Below are 16,990 nucleotides of genomic sequence, written 5' to 3'. Positions count from 1 at the left end.
TCCTCTTCTATTCGGCCACAACGGATTCGGGCGCCTCAGCCGGTGCCGCCTGGGCAGCGGCGGACTCGCCGAACATCGAGTAGACCTTGTTCCGCACCAGGTCGAACGGACGCGGGCTGAGGGCATCGGTGAGGGCCGTCAGCTGTCCGGACGGCGGGCTCAGCCGGCGCGGCCGGTGCATGATCGCGTCGCACAGCGTGGCGGCGGCCTGCTCGGGCGTCAGGGTGGGGAAGCGGTCGTACATCTTGGTCGGTGCGATCATCGCGGTGCGCACCAACGGCATGTGCACCGTGGTGAACGTGATGTTCTCCGACACCGTCTCACCTTGCAACGTGTCGCACAGTCCGTCCAGTGCCGACTTGCTGGCGATGTAGGCGCCGAAGCGCGGCAGCTTGGTCTGCACGCCGATGGAGGACACGTTGATGATGTGTCCGAAGCCGCGTTCGCGCATGCCCGGCGTGAACTTCAGGATCAGCTGGACCGGCGCGAAGTAGTTGAGCTGCATGGTCCGCTGGTAATCGTGCATCCGGTCGTGGGACAGCTCCAGCGAGCGGCGGATGGAGCGGCCGGCGTTGTTGATCAGGATGTCGACGTGACCCAGGTCGGCCAGCACCTGGTCGGCCATGGCGCCGATGGCGTCGAGGTCGCTCAGGTCGCAGGGGTAGACGTGCGCGGTGCCGCCGTCGGCGCGGATGTCGTCGGCGACGCGTTCCAGGTTCTCCCGGGTGCGGGCCACCAGCACGACCTCGCCGCCGGCTGCACCGATACGGCGGGCGGTGGTCTCACCGATGCCGGCCGAGGCGCCGGTGATCACGACGACCTTGCCCGCGACGGCGTCCTCGAGGGTGTAGCCGGTGAGCGCGTCGACCACGGTCTGCAGGTAGATCGGGCGGGTCTTGATCGGCGTGTTCATGACACTCGCGAACACGGCGAGCGGCTTGGCGCTGATGGCGGCGACGGGCTTGGTCGCCAGTGCGGTGATGTCGGAGAGGTTCATGGCAGGGGTCCGTTCTTGAGTGTGGTCGGTTGTCAGCCCAGGGCCTTGCGGGCCAGGCGCAGGGCGGGCAGCAGCAGGGCGTGGGGAGTGATGGAGCCGGTGATGGCCATGAGCTTCACGACGGTGCCGGGGATCACCTGGCGGGCGCCGGCCTGCATGCCGTCGACGGCCTGGGTCGCGACGTCTGCGGGGGAGACCTGAGCGGGTCGCAGGCTGAACTCGTGTGCGGAGGCGACCTCGGCCCATTCGGTAGGGACCGGCCCGGGGCACAGCGCGGTGCAGGAGACGCCGGTGCCTCGTAGCTCTTCGTGCACGGCTTCGGAGAACGAGTTGACGAACGCCTTCGACGCGCCGTAGGTCGCCATCGACGGCATGGGCTGGAACGCGACGACGGAGGCGACGTTGAGGACTGCGCCGGCGCCGCGCTCGACCATGCCGGGCAGGACGGCGTGGGTGAGTTCTTGCACCGCAACAACATTGACCTCGACCTGCTCGCGCTCGCGGTCCATCGGCAGGGTGTGGAAGGCGCCGCTGGTGCCGAAACCCGCGTTGTTGATGAGGCCGGCGACGGGCCGGGTGCGCAGTTCCTCGGTGAGCGGCTGACGCTGCGTGGCGTCGGCCAGGTCGCACGGCCGCACCGTGACGGCGACGCCGTACGTGGCGCGCAGCTCGTCGGCCAGCGCGTCGAGGCGGTCCTGGCGACGGGCGACCAGAAACAGGCTGTAGCCGCGGGCGGCGAGCACGCGGGCCAGTTCGGTTCCGATTCCGGACGAGGCACCAGTGATGACGACCTCGGTGGTGCCATCGGGCTTCGGCAGGGTCATGTGGCTCTCATTTCCTAGTGACGTGTGACTGTGCCAGTAACACTGGCACAGTGTGAATGTTGGTGTCTATACTTCGTGGAATGACAGATGTCACAGTCGAGGAATTCACCATCGACGAACTGGCCGCTCGCACCGGCACGACCGTGCGCACCATTCGCTTCTACAACGAGAGCGGCCTGCTGCCGCCCGCCGAGCGGCGCGGCCGTCTCGCGTATTACGGTGCGCCGCATCGCATTCGGCTTGAGCTGGTGCAACAGCTGCAACAGCACGGCTACACGCTGGCCGCCATCACCAAGGTGCTGGCGCGGCTACCCGAAGGCGCGACGGCCCACGACCTCGCGGTGCGTGCGGCACTTCTCACACCGTGGAGCCCCGCCGAGGACGAGACCGTCGACCTACGCGAACTCGAACAGCGCGCCGGTCTGTCGCTGGATGACCGGGCCCTCGACACGCTCGAAGCTTTGGGGGCGATCCGACGGTTGGATGACGGCCGTTTCGGCGTCCGGCAGTCGGTCTTGGGCGCCGCCATGAACCTGCGCGACACCAACGTGCCGGCCGAGGATGTCCGGCGCCTGGCCGGCGTCGTCGACAAGCACATCGACGCCCTCGCCAACGAGGTGACGGACGTGGTCTTCAGCCGGATTCGGGAAGCGGAGGACCCGAATGTATACCTCGGACGGATCGCCAAGGTGGTGCCGAACCTGCGGCCACTGGCGGCGCAGATGATGGCCGACCGGTTCACCGCCGCGATCAGTCAGGCGGTGCAGGAACGCGTGGTGGAACTGGAGATCCCGGCCAAGTAGGCCGGCGTTGCAACGCTTTGCGTCGAGCGTGGGGGTTGCCGAGACGACACGCCGGGCGGCTTCTCGAAAAGCCCCACGCTCGGCGTAGGGCGAGATATTTGTGCCCCCACCAGGGCTCGAACCTGGGACCTGCGGATTAAAAGTCCGTAGCTCTACCGACTGAGCTATAGGGGCGTGGGACACAGGATACTGCGTCCCGTGAGGCCGCCTCCGCGGGTAGGTGGTTGAGCGGCCGTTGGTGGTCTGAAGTGCCGATTTGGGCCGTGGGGCGGTCGTGCCCTAAGCTATCGAAGCTCCCAACGGAAACGTTGAGAGTGCCCCCGAAGAGATTCGGATTGGCCCCCATCGTTTAGTGGCCTAGGACGCCGCCCTTTCACGGCGGTAGCACGGGTTCGAATCCCGTTGGGGGTACGCAACGCGAAAGCGAAGCAACGCAGTATGTAAGGCCCTGTGGCGCAGTTGGTTAGCGCGCCGCCCTGTCACGGCGGAGGTCGCGGGTTCGAGTCCCGTCAGGGTCGCCAGAACGGCGAGGCAACTTGCCCTTCCGGCCAGGTAGCTCAGTTGGTACGAGCGTCCGCCTGAAAAGCGGAAGGTCGCCGGTTCGATCCCGGCCCTGGCCACTTCGAGAACCACCTGGTAACGGGTGGTTCTTCTCGTAACTGGGCCGGGTTCTGGCAGGGCGCCGATGACCCAGAGTGACCCATTCTGGATCTAGTCGCCAACGCGGTGGCCCTGATGACCCGCAGCTGGATCATTTCGAAGCGTCGATGGCTCGTCGGAACGGACCGAAAGCTGGGTGGGCGGCGGTACCCTCAGCGCACTATGAGAGCACGACTGCTCGCCGCGACTGCGATGCTCGCCGCGTTCACAATCAGCAACGCGGGCACGGCATCCGCCAACGAATACTCATGCGCCAACGCAGCTGCGGCGAACGGCTACGTCAACTCGAACAAGTTCCTTGCGGAGGTCCAACAGGACTGTGCCGTCGCATACGGGATCGCCAACGCGAAGGGCGTAGGCACTCAGTCTGAGGCCAGCGCCGCTGTCGCCGCCGCTAATCAGTACCTACGTTCCCGCGGGTACGACGCGGCTACGGTTGAGCAGATGGACATCGCTGGACACGGAGTGTAGCCGCGGCGCGTTACTCCGCGGCTCTGTCTCGGGATCAGCCGGGCATCTGCCTACCGCATCGTGAGGGATGCCGCTCTCGACGGCGCCGTCGCAGAGTTAGGCACCGCATGACCGCCTAGACTGTGTGGCGAGGTTTCCGGCTTTGAGCTCACCGATGCCGCTGAAGTACCCCAGCCTGCTATTGACCACCAGGGTCACTCACGATCGTGGTGATCCGCCCGGCCTCGTCAATTCCGATCACAACCTGTCCGTCCGGTGCCTGCAGGACCATGCGGTCGTGCCCGGGGATATCCAACGAAATCCCTTGCCGGCGTTGAGCATAGGCGGTCACCGCCAGGCGGTGATCGGTGATGTCGCCGGTTCGCAGCGCGCGGGTAATCGCCGCCGTGGTGGACACAGCGGCGGCGGTGGGCATCGAGAACTCGTCAGGGTTGTCAAGCAGAAACCAGCTGTATCCGTTCCCATTCGGGGCTCGGTAGTAGACCGGGGCGGGCAGCTCGGAGAGTGCTTGTGCGCAGTAGACGTAGACGGCTTCGGGCATGCCGCGTGCGATCAGCCCCTCGTAGACCCGTTCGGCCGGTTGAAGGTTCTGATACGCGGTCGTCAGCTCCGCCGCGCCGAGTCGCTCGCCTGCCTCCCGGACGTACTGGGCGAGGGAGACTACTGAGTCCGGGAAGTCGTTGATGTTTTCCCAGGCCCACAGCCACGTGTTGGTGCGCGTCGAGGTGGAGCCGATGAAATGTGGGCGGAACACCGCCGCGGGCTCGCGCTCGAACCAGAACACCGGCGGCTCGGACAGGTCTACGCGCCAAGACAGCCCCGAGTACCGGGCGATGAGTTCGGTCTGCGCCTCGATGGACAGGATGAGCGTGTGGTCGACGAGCTGGCCGACGACGTCGCGGTCTCTCGTCAAGGTGAACTCGAAGCTCGGTGGCTCGCCTGTCACGTGCTTAGTGCGGCACTTCGTCGAGCCCGTTGGCGCTCAAGGTCTCTGTCAGCGCAGCAACCACCCGTTCGGCCGGCCAGTTGTCCGGAGCCGAAATGAGCGTTCCCCCAGCCAGTTCGGACGCCGTGAGCCCATCGGCGACTCGACTGACCGTCCCGACCTCGGCGCTGATCCAGGTGCGGTAGCCGATGCCGATCTTCCAGTTGCCGCGGCGCGCGGCGCTCCGCGTCGGGTCGTCCGCTAGGGCGAACATGGCCGGTCCCCAGGTCCGCGCCACCGCCGCGCACACGATGTCACCGTCCTCTGCGGTGATCGCACCGGTATACATCTCGCGAAGCTCCACCGTCATGTGGTGGCTCGGAAGTCGCCCGCCCGTGGAGACGGATCCCGCAGACACCCTGATCCGCGGCGCCACCCGCGGTCCCGCACCGGCGACCGAGAACACGTATCCGTTCTCGGGCTCGGGGTCACCGTCTATGCCGGTGCCGACGAAGCCGCGCACGATGTCGGCCAGGGCCTCCGGTGAGCCCTCCCAACGCTGATCCTTCGACGTCCGCCAATACGACACATCGAACGCCGCCTGAAGCTCACTTAGCAACGCGTCGGTGCGTTGCGCGATCCATTCGGGGGACTCTCCGGTCGCGACCCACACGGAGCGCAGGATCGCATCCCGGCTCCCCCATACCGGCGCGGTGCCTGCGGTGCTCATGATCTGTCAATCCTAACTTTCACGGCATCCTTGGGGTGTAGATGACCGAGACGTCATAGATGCCGTTGGCCTCAAACAGTTTTCGTATCGCCGCAGCGCCGTACGGGTCGGAGACGTGCCATTCGAGAATCGCATCGGGTGGCAGCGCGCGAAGCTGGCGCTCGACCTGTTCGAGCGTCTTGTCGGCCCGGCCTTCCCAGTAGGTGCTATCCGGCGCGAAAGCCATACCGCGATGCCCGTCTTTCGCTTCGAGGTAGACCTCCTGCGGCCCTCTGAACACCTGTGCGTCGTATTCGACGGGTCTCCCGGTCGTGGGGTCGATCCGGACGTACTCCGGGAGGTGGCCCTCCGGGGTGCGTTCAATACCGCCGACCTGGCCCTGGAAGTCCATCCAAGGCTTGTCCGGGCCGCGGTTCACGTGCCGCCAACCGGGTTCGGTGTCGCCCTTCTGCCAGGTCGACTCGGGAGTATGCGGTGGCCAGTTACCTGGGTGGTACGGATCGCCGGAGTTGTAGTGCGACCCCTGCCCGAGGTCGAAGGCGTCGGGCGACGGCGGGGTGTGCGTCGGCGGAACCTCAACCGGATTCGCATCGTGATGCCCGCCGAGCAGCATGTCCTCGAGCGGACTGTGATGCTCCAGTGGCGGTGGCGCGGTGTCACTGCCGTGCCCGATCAGCCCGTGGTCCCCGGTCGCCGGTACCTCGACGGGTCCGTGCGGAGCGACTGGCAGGTCGGCAGGCGGGTGTGGGGCGACCGGCGCCGCGTCGTGGACGACCCCGTGCTCGATGCCGTGCTCCAGGCCGTGGGTGACGGCGCCCTCGGCTGCCCCGCGTGCCAGTAGGCCTTCCCCGGCCAAAGGTGCAGTGGCTGCCGCGACGGTGCCGTCGAAGAGCGTCTTGCCGGCGTAGCGACCGGGGTCTTCGACCATCGCATGCCCCTCACGCTGCGCAGCCTGGTAGCGCAGGGGATCGCTGCGGATGTCGTCGATCGTGCCGTGCACGAGCTGTTTCCAGGACTCGCCCACACCCGGATGCCCCGGCCCGCCTAGGCCGGTCAGGTTCTCGATACCGGTGAGGGTTTCGCGTCCTCGCTCGTAGAACCCCTCTTGCATGCTGTTGGTGAAGTTGTTGAACTTGTCGCCGAGTCGTTCCCCGAGGCCGGGGATCGGTGGCTTCGGGCCGGGTTCTTGCACAGGTGGCGGCGGCAACGGCTGCTGCGCCTGCGCCGTCATCGCGGCCAGGCGCTGCTCAACCTCCCCGGGCGGTACCCGGGGATCGTTCATCAACACTTGACGCGCCATCGCCAGACCCGCCCGACCCTCGGGGGTTTTGGGATCGAACTTCGGCTCCGAAGCTGGTCCAGCCGCGGCGGGCGGACCACCCGGCAGCATCATGTCCTGCAGCGTGCGGGGATGCTCAGACGCCGCGTCGCTCTTGCCGTCCTTGCCGGCCAGCAGATCCAGCGGATTCGTCGGCTTGTCCGGCTGCGCGGGAGGTCGCTGCTGCGTCCAGGGCGATTTCTCGTCGGGTTTCTTTGCAGGATCCGGTACGCCCAGAAGCCCTGCGAGTCCGCCATTGTCGTCGTCGCCCGGCTTGTCCTGCGGTGGCTCTTTCGGCTTCTGGTAGTCCACGGCCTTCACCGTTGGCTCGTGCTTCCCGTCGCCGTCGTGACCTGGGAACGCGACCCCGTTCAGCGGGGAGAGTGCGCCGTGGATCCGGTCGGCGGTCTGTTTGTCGGCGTCGACCAGCTGCTGCACAGCGGTTTGGATCGCGTGCGCGTGTTCCTTCGCCTTCGACTGCCGGTCCGATCCGTCGCTGAGGAGAGACGGCGTCGACGTGTCCTTCACGGCGAAGTCCTGGCCGACAGTGAACCCGTCCTCCTCCGCCTCGACGATCGCGTTCAGGGCCTGTCGCTTCGCCCACGCCACGTCGCCAGACCCGGTGGTGGCGTGCGCGCTCGCGCTGTGCAGCGCGTCCGCGGCGCCCCGGACTGTCACCAGGTCCGCCCAGGAGCGTTCGGCGGCAGCGTCAGCCCCGGCGCCCTCCCAGGTCGTCCCGCCCGGCCGAGTCATGCCGTTGTGGATGGTCGTGAAGTGCTCCTCCCACGCCTGGGCTGTGCTCGACCAGTGCGTCGCCGCGGCGTCGAGGTGCTCGGTGTTCCACGCTTCGACATCGGCGCGGGTCAGGGATCCGCCGGCCAAGGCTTCAGACCTGAACGGCGGAGATCGCCTGGCCGGAGTCGCCGTCGGTGCGCGTGTAGCGGGCCGCCGCCGCGCGCAGCTTCTCCCCAGTGCTGGTGGCTCGGCCGGAGAGAGTTGAGGTGATGGTGTCGACCAGCGAGTGGCCCATGGTGACGGCAGACGTGCTGGCCTGAGTGTGGTGCCCGGCCGAGGCTGCGGGTGCGGCGCTGCCGGCGAGGGCTGCGGCGGCGGTATCGCAGACGTTGGCGTGCGACTGCAGCCCCTCGGCGTCGACCTTGATGGCATCTGCCACGACGGATCCCCCTCCTCCCCAGGAGATCCAAGGATAAGGCTAGATCTGGTGTGGGGTCCGACGCTGATTTGTTCGGATCCGCGGCCGAGCAGGGGCGGATCAGGAAGCCGACGACGAATACGCGATGGACCACCACTCCACGCGTCGTTCAGTGCGGCCCTCTGCGCCGTGGAGAACCGCGTCACCGCCAATCCGGGTGAGGTTATTCGGCCCGGGTCGGGCGAGGCGCCCACACCCGGCTCCACACTTCACGAATCGCGACGCCGAGCAGAACCAGTGCGAACACCACCAGCAAGCTCAACTTGAGACCACCGCCGAATCCCGTGCCGTAGTGGAGCGCACTGAGGATGATGGCGGCACCGGTGATCGGCGCGAGAATCGTGACAATGCCCGCGGGCCATCGCGCGACGGATATCGCTTCGACCACGGCGGCAATGGTAGTGATAGCCAGCGCCACGACCGCGACGGTCGAGAGGACGTTCACGATGAAGAACCCATCGTTCAGCACCGGCGGATGGCCGGTCAGAGGCTCGTACGCCGTCCAACCAAAGTCTTTGTGCCCCAACCCGACTCCGAATATCGACTCGTCGTAGTCGGCGTACCGCCGCGGCAAGCCGAAGTTCAATGGCGCTGAATTCATCTCCGTCATGAGACGTGCGACGACGAACACCCACCACGACACGGCCCCGGTGACGTGAGCGATCCGCGCCGTAACGAAGCGCCGACCGTGGAGTTCAACGCAGCTCATCCGAATACCGGCGCGCCGTTCGGACCGATCTGTGGCGCCGGCGCGAAGCAGCGAGTCATAGTTCGTCGTCTTCGTCTTCAAGCCGCGGGCGTGGCTTGCGCATCACGACCACTGCCCAGATCACGCCGCCGATGAGCGCCGCGACGATCGCCAAGAAGACGAGCTGTCCCGCCAGATAGTCCATCGCATCCCCCTGCCCCCCGAAATCCAAGGATAAGGGGATCACCGGCATGGTTCCCGCGGAGATTTGGGCGTCTCCCGCTGAGGTGACAGCAGGACGGAACACGCGCAACCGTGGCACCGGACTATGTTGGCCAGTGAACGGGTGAAAGCGTGGCGATGATGGCCGGTCTCCTCCGAATGGGTACGTACCTGGCGGCTTGCGGGGCGCTGGCCCTCGGCCTGTCGCCGGTAGCGGCAGCTGACGCGGCTTTCGACCCGACGGGCAACCGATCAGGCGGCCCGGTACCGACCGTCAACGGTGTGCCCTGTGTCGGTGGCGGCCTGGGTGTTTGCGTGAGCATGAGGCAGAACCGTCCGCCCGCTTCGGTGCCGCAGTCCGGTGTGGGGCACAGTCCGACGGTGCGCCGCTGAGTGTCGAGCCGCCCGACGCGCAACCGGCGGCCGACGAGTTCAGCTGGGTAAGGTGCTGGCAATGACCAATTTCCCGGAGCCGGCCGACGACCTCGAGCCGCAGCTCGAACCGGTCGCGGCCCGGCTCCTCGACGCGCAGGTGGCGTTCGCCATGCAGCAGCTGCGCGGCGAGAACTACCACAGCCTGGTCCTCGACGAGATCGAGCACGCCCTGTCGGAGGCGTCGGACATCACGCTGTCCGACGCGGTGACGCCCACGATGATCAAGAACGTCGCCGCGAAGTACGCCGTGCAGGTCCCGGTGGAAGGCGGCATCGCGGAACTGGTCAGTGAGATCGCTGCCCGGCTCTATCAGCTCACCGCATCCTCGGACACCCGATTCGGCGACGTCATCGATGGGCGCCGTTTCAGTGAGCTCAGCGCGATGGTGGTCGAGATGGGCGTCACCCAGCGAGTTCTGGAGCACGTTCTGAGCAGCGAAGCGTTCACCGAATTCTGCGTGACGCTGGTCCAGCACTCGCTCGCCGAATCCGTCACGCAGGGTGGCAGGTCGTTGGCCCGTGGTCGACTGGGCCGCGTGTTCGGCGCAGTCGGCGCCCGGATGCCACAGGGCCCGGTCGAACGGCTGGAGCTGCGCGCCGAGGATCTGGCGCGCCGCGGTGCGCGCTTTCTGCTCGCCCACACGCATGCGGACGAAGACGTGCTCGCCGAGGCGCTCAACGATCTGTGGCGCAGCAACCTGAACAGCCCGCTGTCGTCGGCGATTTCGGTGATTTCGGCCGACGATGTCGAGGACGCTGTCGTGCCGATCTACGAGTTCTGGCGCACGTTCCGGGACACCGACTACTTCCGTGCGCTCCTCGATGAGGGCATCGACCACGTCTTCGAAAAGTACGGCGATGTCAGCCTTTACGATCTGCTGCTCGATCTCGGGGTGGGCCGTGAGGACATGATCGAGGAAGCGCTGCGCTTCGGCCCGCCGGTGATCGCCCTGCTCGATGAGCGCGGTTATCTGGAGTCGGTGCTGCGACGCCGTCTCATCCCGTTCTACGCCTCGGATCAATTCCGGGAGGCCCTGGCTGGCGGCTGAGACGTTTGGCTGTGCAGCACCCGGGTAACCACCCGTCATGGCTTCCGACAGACAGCCGAACCAGGCACCACCTGACCCGGATCCGACATCGACGCCGGGCCTGGCACCAGGCGGCGGCACCGAACCCGGTGACACGCCGCCCGATTCCGGGCAGGAATCGGCGACGAGCAATCCCGATCCGATCCCACCGGCCGGCGGCCCGAAAAAGGTGATCGCCCCGACGGTGGTCATCGCGATCTACGTCATCATCTTCCTGAGCATCGCGATCCTGTTCATCCTGAAGATCGCCGGCGTCTTCAACTGACTACTTGTACGGCGGATACGGCGCGTCGTGCAGCACGCGGGCCAGGTGCGCGGCGTTGCGGGCTGCCGCGGCGGTGGCCGACGCGACCGCTTCGGGGACCTCGTCGAGATCGTTGTAGTCCGTCGACTCCATCGCGGCGCCGTTCCAGTACGTGCAGCCCTGGGCGGGGATGTTGAAGCCAATGTCGTTGAGGCCCTGGAAGATATCGGCGACGGTTTTGTGGGCACCGTCCTCGTTGCCGACGACGCTGACGATCGCGACTTTCTGCGAGACGGCCGGTCGGCCCTGATCGTCCTTGTTGGAAAGCTCGGCGTCGAGGCGCTCCAGAACCCGTTGCGCGACCGACGACGGATGCCCCAGCCAGATGGGCGTGCTGATCAGCAGGATGTCGGCGTCGAGGACCTGGGCCCGGATCTGTGGCCACTGATCGCTGTCGCCCATGTCCGCCTCGACGCCGGGCGCGATGTTGTAGTCCACGCACCGGACGGTTTCGCACGCGACGCCCTGCTCCCGCAGCACGGCCAGGACATGCTCGGCGATGAGGTCACTGCTCGACGGTGCCGGGCCCGGTTTGAGGGTGCAGATCAATGCTGTCGCGCGAAGCGGAATCTGAGGCACGGTGGATTCGGTCATGACGGGCGGGTACCCGCGACGGACTGTGACAAACGGAACGGGCGGGGATCACTACTTCCGGAGCCATGCCAGGCGGAGCATCCTCAGCCGGTCACGCGTGGGGTGAGCGCGCCTCCAACTCCGCCACCCGTGCCTTGAGCGCGTCGATCTCGGCCTGCAGTTCGGCCTCGCGGCCGTCGAACCTGGCCTGGTATGCCTCGCCGAGTTCGCGCATGTACTCGCGGTCGAAGCGGGGAATGATGGAGCGTGAGCAGTTCCAGTCGAAGGCCTCGACCGCGATCTCGATCTCGCGCTGCGGACCGTCCTCGATGACCGTCCCGCGGCCGAAGACCTTGAGGCGGGTGCGTCGCGGGTAGTCGACGAAGAACATCGCCAGCCGGTCGTCGGCGGCCAGATTGCCGAGGGTGACGAACTGGTTGTTGCCGGGCAGATCGATGAACCGCAGCCGGTCGGTCTCGGGCAGGTACCGTACGAATCCGGCTGGGCCACTGCGGTATTGGAGGTAGGGCCAGCCGTTGGGTGTGACGGTGGCCAGACAGAACTGGTCGGCGCGCCGGATCATCAGCAGCTCGCGGTCGTCGAGGCGCTGCGGTCCGTCGTCGGCGCGCTCGGTGTGCCGGCCGTACGCCAGATAGCTGCCGTTGCGCTGCTGACGATCCAGGGCATCGGGGCCGAATGCCAGGTGGTGGTAGTGATTGTTGGGCTCGGCGGACACAACGGCTACGCTACGCCCGCCTTCGCTCCGCTGATCGGCTAGCGCGGTGGATTGAACGTGTTCGGGGTTTCCGGGTGGATGCGCTGCACCGTGGGGGCCGGGCGTGTGCCCTGTGGGCTGCCGGGATGCAGCGTCACCTGCCAAATACTGCTCAGGTCATTGGGTGTGAAGCACGTCTTGTCCAGGCACGGCACGCATTGCTGGTCGGGGCCGCATCCCGCCACCACGGGAATGCCGAGGAGATTCATGATGCGGAAGATGTTCTCGGTGTTGCCGCCCACGAGTGCGACCGATCCGGCGGGAAGGCTCGAGACTGCTTGGGCCAGCGGTTCGGCGGCTGCGGCGGACGGAGTGCTGGGATCCGCGTTGGGCAACTGCTGAACCGCCAGTCCGCGCGCGGCGGCGGTGTACGACACGGTCTGCTTCGACCGCAGCGCACTCGATGCGTACACGTTGTTGAACCTGATGTCCTGCAGGACCTTGGCGACGGCCTTCGCGTATTGAATCCCGTTGCTCGACAGCGGGAGGGTGGGATCGGAGAACACGGGTTCACCGTGTTCGACGATGTACACGACGGTCGGCGCCCGATTGGGTGCGTCGGCTTGTGCGGGATTGCTCGCCACCGCGATCGGTAGTGCGCACACAGTGCCCGCGATCGCGATCGAAGCTCGGGTTGTGAGCTTGCGTCGTGCCGCCATCGTTGTCCTCCTGGCCGTGAATGATGTTTGCAGGCACCATCTTTCGGTGCGCGCTGAACGGTACGACCGGAGCTGACGAGGCGGCGGGCGAGTTCCGCTGGATGGGATCACGGTCCGGCAACGCTACGGCGCGGCGGTCACCACGACCTGAACGACACCGGTGTCGGCGTCCGACGCGATCACCAATGTCGGTGCGTTCGCGGCCGAGACCACGTGGCCGCCGGTGACGCTGACTGTGTACCCGTTCGGGTAGGCGATGGCCGGCACCGACATGGTGCTCAACGAGCCGGCCGCGAAGCTACCCGAACCGTCCGCCTTGGTGGTCGAGTAACTGAAAGTGAAGGCGCCATTGGCATTTGACAGCTTGAGCGGCGTGCCGGACACCGCCTGTGGGTACGGCGAAGCCAGCACCTGCAGATTGCCGGTGTTGACGTTGTCACCGATCGGCGGCAGGGCCGGGTCGTAGACCACCGCCTCGCCGTCGGTGCTGCCGCTGGTGGTGATGTCACCGACACCGGAGTAAGCCCATTCGGACCAGCTCATCAGGTACCGGTCGGCGGCATTCATCTCGGCTCTCAGATCCGATGGCAGGTGGGAGGCGCCGAATTCGTCCATGAACACCGGGATGTTGTTGGCTTTCCCGTAGGCGTGCGCGGTGGCGGCCTGCTGCATGGCCAGCCATCCGCAGATGCTGCTGGTGGCCGAGCCGGCGCAATAGTCATGAAACGCCAGAACGACTTTCGCGTCGTCGATGGTGCCCAACTGGATGGGTAGGCCGAGGATCGCGGGAACTTCGGACACGGCGGGGTTGGCCGGTTCGACGAACAGCGCGGTGTTCGGATCGACGGCCCGGATGGCAGCCGCCACCTGGTTGTACATCGGCGTCAGCTGTTGCGTCGCGTAGAACGGGCTGCCCAGCAGCGTCGGCAACCACGAGGTGCCCGGGAAGGGTTCGTTCATGATGTCGTAGCCGATGACGCTGTTGTTGCCCGCGACCGCGGCGGCGACCGTCTCCCAGGCCTTGGCGTAGTTGTCCTCGAGCCCGATTCCGTTGGCGGCCTCGGCGTTGTTCCAGAAGCCATCCCACGCCGCGGTTTCGGCGGGGTTCAGGTAGTAGCTGCCGGGGAAGCCGAAGCTGCGGTTGGGCAGCCCGCCGGTCTTGGTGGCCCACTCGGGCGCGCCCTCGCCGCCGAGCGATGCGCTGTACAGGTCCTGGTGCATGTCGATGATGGTGTAGATGCCGTGCGCCGCAAGCATGTCGACGGTCTGCCGGATCGAGTCGACATAGGCGGCGTCGTACACACCGGGCTGCGGCTCGACGCCGGCCCAGATCACCCCGAGCCGCACGACGTTGAAACCGTTGGCCGCCAGGAATGCGGCGTCGTCCTCGCTGAATCCGCTCGCCGACGGTTCATACGGCGCCAGCTTGTACACCTCGTTGAAGCCGTGCAGCAGGACGACCTGTCCTTCGCTGTTGGTGAGCCAGACGCCGGTCGGCGTGACGGACAGCATGGAGGTGTTCGCGCCGGTCTGGATGAGGGTGGTGCCCGTCCCGGACTTACCGACCGCGCCGTGATTGCCCAGCAGACCCGCGTTGCCGCCCGCGCCACCGAGCGCGGGCAGTTCGGTGGAGCCGCCGCCGACGCCACTGTTTCCCGCATCCCCGCCGGCGCCGCCGATGCCCATGATGAACGCGCCGGAACCGCCGTTCCCGCCGCGGCCGCCGTCAGCCCCGTCGCCGCCGCGGCCACCACCGCCGCCGGCGCCGAACAGCAGACCGCGCCCGTTTCCGCCCTTGCCGCCCGGCCCGCCGGTGCCGCCGGCCTGGGCGCCGCCCGCACCGCCATGGCCGCCGATACCCATCAGCATGCCGCCGGGGCCACCGGCGCCGCCCGATGCTCCGGCGCCCCCGGAACCGCCGCGCCCGCCATTGCCGACCATGCCCGCCGCGCCGCCGTTGCCGCCGCGGACCAAGGCCTCGGTGCTGTCCCAGCCGGCGCCGCCGTCGCCGAACAGCCACCCGCCCGCGGTGCCATTGGGTGCGGTCGCGGTGCCGATGCGGCCGTTGCCGATCACGTAGGTGCCGGCCAGCCTGTTGATGACGCCGTCCACGCCCTGCCCGAGCGGACTGTTGATCCAGCCTTGGATGCCGGTGTGCAGCGGGTTGTAGATCACTGCCTGGAACCACCCGGCCGCATTGTTGGGTAGGGCGGCCGGCACGGCGCTCGGCGCCGCCTGTGTCGCCGCGGAGGGGAGCGTCGCGGCGACAGTCGTGGCACTGGCGCTGGTGGCTCGCGGGGTCACCGCAGGCGCTGCGGCCGCCGCACTGGCTGCTGACTTCGGCTTGGGGACAACGGGATTCGCCAGGATCTGGGGTCGCGATGACGTCGCGCCGGTGGTCGGTGCGGCTGTGCGGTGCGACCGTTCACCAGCCGAACTCGCCGCAGGTTTGGTGCGGGCGGGGGAGCGGGTGCCGCTCGAGCGGGGCGGTGCGGAACGCGCCGGCCGGCCGGTGGGCGGGGCTGAACTGTCGCTACCCGCGTGCGCCGCGGCACTGGCCGCCGAGGCGGCGGGACTGCCGGCAGCGTTGTGGCCGGGTTCATTGTCCGCCCATGCGACGGCGGTCCCGGTGGTGAGTGCTGCCCCGATGATGGCCGCCGCGAGTCCCCCGACGCCGTACAGACCGGCGCTTACCGTCATTGCTTGTGTATACGTGACCGGTCCGTGCGCTGCGGCCAAAATGGCGCGGCTGTCTGAATTCGGCATGGCCGGACGGCGCAGACGATTCGGGCCCGCCAACCGGAGTTGACGGGCCTGAATCAGGTGTTCAGTTGGCGGGTGCCGGCGGTACCGGCGGAACCGGTGCCCCCGGCGGGGGCGGGACATCGGCGGGGTCCGGACGGAACTCCACCAGGCCCGGCGGGATGTTGGTCCCGGGAGGCGGTGCCGTGCCGGGTAGGGATTCGCCGAGCTGTTCGCGCGGCATCTGCCCGAGCAGTCCGCCCTTCAGACGACCGTCGCGGTACATGTCGATGTAGCGACCCAGCCACGTACGCCCGTTGACGTCGGCGTTCTCCTCACCGGGTTCGACATCGAACTGCTCGCACTTACCGGGAGCCGACGGCTTGATGCACTGCTGCGGGCCGTAGGCGTTGTTGAAGGCCCGGAGATTCGGTGTCGTGACGGGCGATGGCCCGCCGGGAGCCGAGGGCACGGCGTACTGGCCCAGGACGCTGCCGCGGTCGAGGCCGGTCAGGTCCGAGGGTGCACCGAGCGCGGCGCCCAGGGGATTCACCCCGTCGCTCTGGGCGAGGACGTTGAGCCCCTGGGGACCCAGGTTGGCGCCCGCGACCGGGACCGCGAGGTTGCCGCCGGGGCCTTCGGGTGCGACGGGCGCCGGTGGTGGCAGGGCGGGGCCAGGCGCGGGAATCGGCGTGGGCACGACCGGATCGGCGGATGCGATGTCAGTTTGCGTCATTGCCGCCGCCGCAGCGAAAACCGCTGCGGCGGTGACAATTCCGCGGGTAACCCGATGCATCAGACCGACTTGGTGATGCCGTAGTAGGCCACGATGTCGTCGGTGTCGGTGGTGGAGCTGGTCAGCACCGCGTACGACCGCAGGAAGGACTGGCCGACGCAACCGTCGATCTTGATGTGGGTGTCCTTGAGCGTCACGCGGACCGGAGCCGACTTGAAGGTCTTCTTGTCGACCGGCACCTGGGTCACGGTGCCCGGCTTGGCGTGGATTTCCAGGGTGCCCGACATCGGCATGCTGACACCGGTCGGGATCAGGCCGGCCAGGGTGGAGCCCGAGGTGCTCAGACCGATCTGGCCGATCAGACGCACCTGGCCGAGCTCGATGCCGCAACCGATCTGGTAGCCGGCCTCCAGCGTGCCGCCGTTCAGCTTGGTCTTGCCGTTGCCGGTGACCGTGCCGGTGAACGTGCCGCCCACCAGGTATTCGCGGGAGCTGACCGCGGTGGTCAGCGGGGCGACGGGCAGCTGGGTCTCGTTCTTGGCCACGACCTCGAGGACCCACCCGTCCGGGCTGGTGATGCGGGCCGGCTCGTCGGAGGCCACGACGCCGTTGTCCGGCGGCGGGCCGTCGAAGCCGGCGGGATCGACCGGGTCGGCCAGGGCGAGCGGCGTAACGGTCGCCGACAGCAGCACGCCCGCTGCGGCAGCCAATGTGGCAAGTCGGTTCAACATGGGGTTACGGCGCCTCTCGTGGAGGAATTGTCAATACCTGTGGATCGGCTTGTTTCAGGCGACCTCCGTTCCAGTTGATTCGGTCGGTGCCGAGTCC

Annotated in this window: 18 protein-coding genes and 4 tRNA genes; 7 read left to right on the top strand and 15 right to left on the bottom strand. The window is 67.5% G+C overall.

The genetic code is table 11. The features are described 5' to 3' along the window. Positions 1–7: 7 nt before the first annotated feature. Together ACJH7A_RS26875 and ACJH7A_RS26870 are read right to left on the bottom strand one after the other, a co-directional pair. Complete coding sequence (locus tag ACJH7A_RS26875) at positions 8–997, bottom strand: SDR family NAD(P)-dependent oxidoreductase (protein WP_061006929.1); 990 nt, start codon at positions 995–997, stop codon at positions 8–10. Between the two features lie 32 nt (positions 998–1,029). Further along, entirely contained in the window at positions 1,030–1,821 is a 792-nt protein-coding gene (locus tag ACJH7A_RS26870) for an SDR family NAD(P)-dependent oxidoreductase (RefSeq protein WP_406802989.1), read from the bottom strand. Between the two features lie 80 nt (positions 1,822–1,901). Here ACJH7A_RS26870 and ACJH7A_RS26865 point away from each other — a divergent pair, with 80 nt between their 5' ends. Then, entirely contained in the window at positions 1,902–2,624 is a 723-nt protein-coding gene (locus ACJH7A_RS26865; RefSeq protein WP_406775806.1) for a MerR family transcriptional regulator, read from the top strand. Between the two features lie 101 nt (positions 2,625–2,725). On the opposite strand, the gene ACJH7A_RS26860 is transcribed toward ACJH7A_RS26865, so the two are convergent. Beyond that, positions 2,726–2,798, bottom strand: a tRNA-Lys gene (locus tag ACJH7A_RS26860). Between the two features lie 164 nt (positions 2,799–2,962). On the opposite strand from ACJH7A_RS26860, the gene ACJH7A_RS26855 reads away from it, so the two are divergent. The 4 genes from ACJH7A_RS26855 (at position 2,963) to ACJH7A_RS26840 (ending at position 3,755) form a co-directional block, all read left to right on the top strand. Next, positions 2,963–3,035 (top strand) — tRNA-Glu (locus ACJH7A_RS26855). Between the two features lie 33 nt (positions 3,036–3,068). After that, positions 3,069–3,145: transfer RNA gene (locus ACJH7A_RS26850), tRNA-Asp, on the top strand. A gap of 25 nt (positions 3,146–3,170) precedes the next feature. After that, positions 3,171–3,244: transfer RNA gene (locus tag ACJH7A_RS26845), tRNA-Phe, on the top strand. A 202-nt stretch (positions 3,245–3,446) separates the two neighbouring features. Next, complete coding sequence (locus tag ACJH7A_RS26840; protein WP_212813307.1) at positions 3,447–3,755, top strand: hypothetical protein; 309 nt, start codon at positions 3,447–3,449, stop codon at positions 3,753–3,755. Positions 3,756–3,933: 178 nt separating this feature from the next. Here ACJH7A_RS26840 and ACJH7A_RS26835 read toward each other — a convergent pair whose 3' ends face one another. The 6 genes from ACJH7A_RS26835 to ACJH7A_RS26810 all read right to left on the bottom strand — a co-directional run bounded on the left by ACJH7A_RS26835 (position 3,934) and on the right by ACJH7A_RS26810 (position 8,834). After that, on the bottom strand, positions 3,934–4,701 hold the full coding sequence (locus ACJH7A_RS26835; RefSeq protein ID WP_212813305.1) for a DUF6882 domain-containing protein: 768 nt from the start codon (positions 4,699–4,701) through the stop codon (positions 3,934–3,936). Between the two features lie 4 nt (positions 4,702–4,705). Next, positions 4,706–5,410: a hypothetical protein gene (locus ACJH7A_RS26830; RefSeq protein WP_212813304.1), complete on the bottom strand. Its 705-nt coding sequence runs from the start codon at positions 5,408–5,410 to the stop codon at positions 4,706–4,708. A 19-nt stretch (positions 5,411–5,429) separates the two neighbouring features. Next, positions 5,430–7,610, bottom strand: coding sequence for a hypothetical protein (locus ACJH7A_RS26825; RefSeq protein ID WP_212813302.1), 2,181 nt, complete (start codon positions 7,608–7,610; stop codon positions 5,430–5,432). A gap of 4 nt (positions 7,611–7,614) precedes the next feature. Next, positions 7,615–7,902, bottom strand: a complete 288-nt coding sequence (locus ACJH7A_RS26820) for a type VII secretion target (protein WP_212813300.1) — start codon at positions 7,900–7,902, stop codon at positions 7,615–7,617. 202 nt (positions 7,903–8,104) lie between these two features. Continuing rightward, entirely contained in the window at positions 8,105–8,650 is a 546-nt protein-coding gene (locus ACJH7A_RS26815) for a hypothetical protein (RefSeq protein ID WP_318987352.1), read from the bottom strand. A gap of 55 nt (positions 8,651–8,705) precedes the next feature. Continuing rightward, positions 8,706–8,834, bottom strand: a complete 129-nt coding sequence (locus tag ACJH7A_RS26810) for a hypothetical protein (RefSeq protein WP_256370092.1) — start codon at positions 8,832–8,834, stop codon at positions 8,706–8,708. Between the two features lie 471 nt (positions 8,835–9,305). Here ACJH7A_RS26810 and ACJH7A_RS26805 point away from each other — a divergent pair, with 471 nt between their 5' ends. Next, positions 9,306–10,334 carry a hypothetical protein gene (locus ACJH7A_RS26805; RefSeq protein WP_318987345.1) on the top strand — a complete coding sequence of 343 codons (1,029 nt, stop codon included), beginning with the start codon at positions 9,306–9,308 and terminating at the stop codon, positions 10,332–10,334. 37 nt (positions 10,335–10,371) lie between these two features. Next, positions 10,372–10,638 carry a DUF6480 family protein gene (locus ACJH7A_RS26800; RefSeq protein WP_318987346.1) on the top strand — a complete coding sequence of 89 codons (267 nt, stop codon included), beginning with the start codon at positions 10,372–10,374 and terminating at the stop codon, positions 10,636–10,638. Here the strand turns inward: ACJH7A_RS26800 and ACJH7A_RS26795 are convergent, their stop codons facing one another. The 6 genes from ACJH7A_RS26795 to ACJH7A_RS26770 form a co-directional block, all read right to left on the bottom strand. Continuing rightward, positions 10,639–11,271, bottom strand: coding sequence for a flavodoxin family protein (locus ACJH7A_RS26795; RefSeq protein WP_212813292.1), 633 nt, complete (start codon positions 11,269–11,271; stop codon positions 10,639–10,641). A gap of 91 nt (positions 11,272–11,362) precedes the next feature. Continuing rightward, a complete protein-coding gene (locus ACJH7A_RS26790) occupies positions 11,363–11,986 on the bottom strand; it encodes a pyridoxamine 5'-phosphate oxidase family protein (protein WP_406802988.1) in 624 nt (207 codons plus the stop codon). Positions 11,987–12,024: 38 nt separating this feature from the next. Next, positions 12,025–12,684: a histidine phosphatase family protein gene (locus tag ACJH7A_RS26785; RefSeq protein ID WP_212813287.1), complete on the bottom strand. Its 660-nt coding sequence runs from the start codon at positions 12,682–12,684 to the stop codon at positions 12,025–12,027. A 123-nt stretch (positions 12,685–12,807) separates the two neighbouring features. After that, complete coding sequence (locus ACJH7A_RS26780; RefSeq protein ID WP_406802987.1) at positions 12,808–15,384, bottom strand: cellulase family glycosylhydrolase; 2,577 nt, start codon at positions 15,382–15,384, stop codon at positions 12,808–12,810. Positions 15,385–15,511: 127 nt separating this feature from the next. Further along, positions 15,512–16,162 carry a hypothetical protein gene (locus ACJH7A_RS26775; RefSeq protein WP_318987350.1) on the bottom strand — a complete coding sequence of 217 codons (651 nt, stop codon included), beginning with the start codon at positions 16,160–16,162 and terminating at the stop codon, positions 15,512–15,514. 59 nt (positions 16,163–16,221) lie between these two features. Next, positions 16,222–16,893: an MspA family porin gene (locus ACJH7A_RS26770; protein ID WP_133426510.1), complete on the bottom strand. Its 672-nt coding sequence runs from the start codon at positions 16,891–16,893 to the stop codon at positions 16,222–16,224. Between the last annotated feature and the right edge of the window lie 97 nt (positions 16,894–16,990).

Origin of the sequence: Mycobacterium sp. SMC-17, from assembly GCF_045310915.1 — a bacterium.
Classification (GTDB): domain Bacteria; phylum Actinomycetota; class Actinomycetes; order Mycobacteriales; family Mycobacteriaceae; genus Mycobacterium.
The sequence above is the reverse complement of the archived record's forward strand: the minus strand, read 5'-3'. Positions and strand labels throughout refer to the sequence as shown.